Genomic DNA, 2,246 nt, shown 5'->3' with positions numbered 1-2,246 from the left:
TCACTGAACCGACGCGGCCTCCCGCGCTTATTCTGTTTGCTTTGCGCCCACCCGCTTATTGCTTCTTCATCAATCCAAAAGGTCAGAGAACCACGGTTAATGAGTGATTGGTTGTATTGCTTCCAGTTGGTTGTTTTGTAACGAGGCTTAGGCATAGGACTACGAGAGAGAGTGGAGGTAGCTGATCAGATCGTAGGTTCTGGATTTAGTTCCATTGAATTACGCAACAAAGCCTATACTTAAAAACAGTTGGGGGTGAGTAGTCCTCAAACCTAATTTACGTGGATAATTAGTCTTTCGATGACTAATTATCCCATAAGCCACTGAATATTAGCTGAGTGATAGTCTGATACATGTCACGTTCAACCCAAAGTTGTTCACCTAACATAGCGCTACTTTAATTATTCATTCCAATACGATTGTTCAATATAAATACGTATTCTTATTCTATTAAAAGGATCATACCGATGAGTAGCGATATCATTAAAATTTCAAGAAATACTGAAAATGCACCACTAAACAATTTATCTACACAAACAGTTGCGTTTTCTCATTATAATAACTTTTCTGCTCAATTACCTATTGACCCTAAAACAGGTGAAATAATCATCGGTGATATTAAAGATCAAGCAATGCAATGTTTGAATAATATTAAAGCGATTGTTGAAAGTATCGACCATGTGATGGATGACGTGGTGAAAATTAATATCTTCGTTAAGAACGTTTCCGATATGGAAGCTATCGATGAAATTTACAAGGGCTTCTTTAGTAATAGCCTTCCGACACGCACAGTGGTTGGTGTTGCAGCTCTGCCAATGAGCGATGCGCTAGTTCAAATGGACGCGCTTATCTCGAATTGTGAAGGTACAACACCACAGGCACCATGTGCGTTAGTTAAGGTATCAAGAAACACGGATAAAGCCCCTCAGAGTGCTTTGTCTACTCAGACTGCGGCTTTTTCTCACTATAATAATCTTTCGGCTCAATTACCGATTGATGTGAATACTGGTGAGTTGGTTCCAGGTGGAATCACAGAGCAAACAACTCAATGTTTAGCAAACATTAGAACGATTCTAGAAAGCATTGGCCATGTTATGAATGATGTGGTGAAAACCACGATTTACCTAAAAGATATCGAAGATGCAGAAAAGGTAAACGAAGCTTGTGCTAAGTTCTTCCCAAGTTACGTTCCAGCGCGAACGATTGTGCAGGCATCTGAATTACCAATGGGCGCTTTAGTCCAAATCGATACCTCAGTTTCACATGGCGATGGTACACCGCCACAACTGCCAGAAGATACTTGCTTACTGGTTATTGAAGCAAATAACACTGCTAAAGCACCATTCATGCCTTATTCGCACACCGTTGCTTTTTCTCACTACAACCATATTTCAGGTCAACTTCCTATAGATCCGAAAACCCATGAAGTGGTTGCTGGTGGTATTAAAGAGCAAGCTGAACAGTGTCTTAAGAATATTAAGGCGATCATTGAAAGTGTTGACCATTGCATGGACGATACGGTGAAAATTAATATACAACTTAAAGATATTTCAGATATTAATGCGGTGAGCGAGGTTTACACTACATTCTTTAATGCTGACTTACCGGCAAGAACGGTGGTTGGGGTTTCGAAGATTCCTATGAATGCTTTAATTCAAATTGATGCCGTCGTATCTAACTGCGAAGGCACACCTCCACAGGATGTTGTTGGTTAGACGTAGTTACACACATCGATAACAGCGTCGATACTTCAGCTCTAGTTCCTAACTCGGAATTAGAGCTGATTCAGTTTGAAGGCCTGCGAATAAGCGACATTGTAGGCCGAATCAATGACTCCAATTCATCTCAATTTAGGTGCGAATGTAAGCGCCACCTCAATACATCACTACGAGCGGTGTAATGTTTCCTATCAGCAATGAAGGTTGTTAAACATGCGGCACTTCATATAGTGCAATCTTGCGCATACTTTTTGATTGACCGAGAAAGGCGTTGTTGACTAAATCAGTTGGAACCTTTTCTCAGTCCTGCGATCTGATCCCATGTAGTAGAAGCATGGTGTTGTTATGGGTAAGTCGAAGAAGAAGATAGCGAACTGGAGTGAGTATAATGAAGCCTTGTGCAAGCGAGGCTCAGTAACGTTTTGGATTGACGACTCAGCCGTTGAAGCATGGCAATGTAAAAGTCACCATGGTAAACGAGGTAGAGGCTTTCAATTTTCTGATACTGCTATTGTGATACTGCTATTG

The 2,246-nt window shown here is 40.9% G+C and carries 3 protein-coding genes and 1 pseudogene; 3 read left to right on the top strand and 1 reads right to left on the bottom strand.

The annotated features are described in order from the left end of the window. A partial coding sequence (locus tag L1D55_RS27040; protein WP_200905028.1) for a transposase occupies nucleotides 1–155 on the bottom strand: 155 nt, incomplete at its 3' end. Nucleotides 156–467: 312 nt separating this feature from the next. On the opposite strand from L1D55_RS27040, the gene L1D55_RS27035 reads away from it, so the two are divergent. From L1D55_RS27035 to L1D55_RS27030, 3 genes and pseudogenes are all read left to right on the top strand, one after another. Further along, nucleotides 468–1,715, top strand: a complete 1,248-nt coding sequence (locus L1D55_RS27035) for a RidA family protein (protein WP_239919499.1) — start codon at nucleotides 468–470, stop codon at nucleotides 1,713–1,715. A 62-nt stretch (nucleotides 1,716–1,777) separates the two neighbouring features. Continuing rightward, nucleotides 1,778–1,900, top strand: a pseudogene (locus tag L1D55_RS27770) (AraC family transcriptional regulator); the annotation flags it as partial. Nucleotides 1,901–2,063: 163 nt separating this feature from the next. Continuing rightward, nucleotides 2,064–2,246: transposase (locus L1D55_RS27030; protein ID WP_239919498.1), on the top strand; the 183-nt coding region annotated here is incomplete at its 3' end.

The organism is Vibrio sp. Isolate22 (genome assembly GCF_022398115.1).
Classification (GTDB): Bacteria; Pseudomonadota; Gammaproteobacteria; order Enterobacterales; family Vibrionaceae; genus Vibrio.
The sequence above is the reverse complement of the archived record's forward strand: the minus strand, read 5'-3'. Positions and strand labels throughout refer to the sequence as shown.

Coding starts and splice junctions, on each gene's coding strand:
- L1D55_RS27035 (WP_239919499.1), top strand. CDS start 468: ATGAGTAGCGATATCATTAAAATTTCAAGAAATACTGAAAATGCACCA.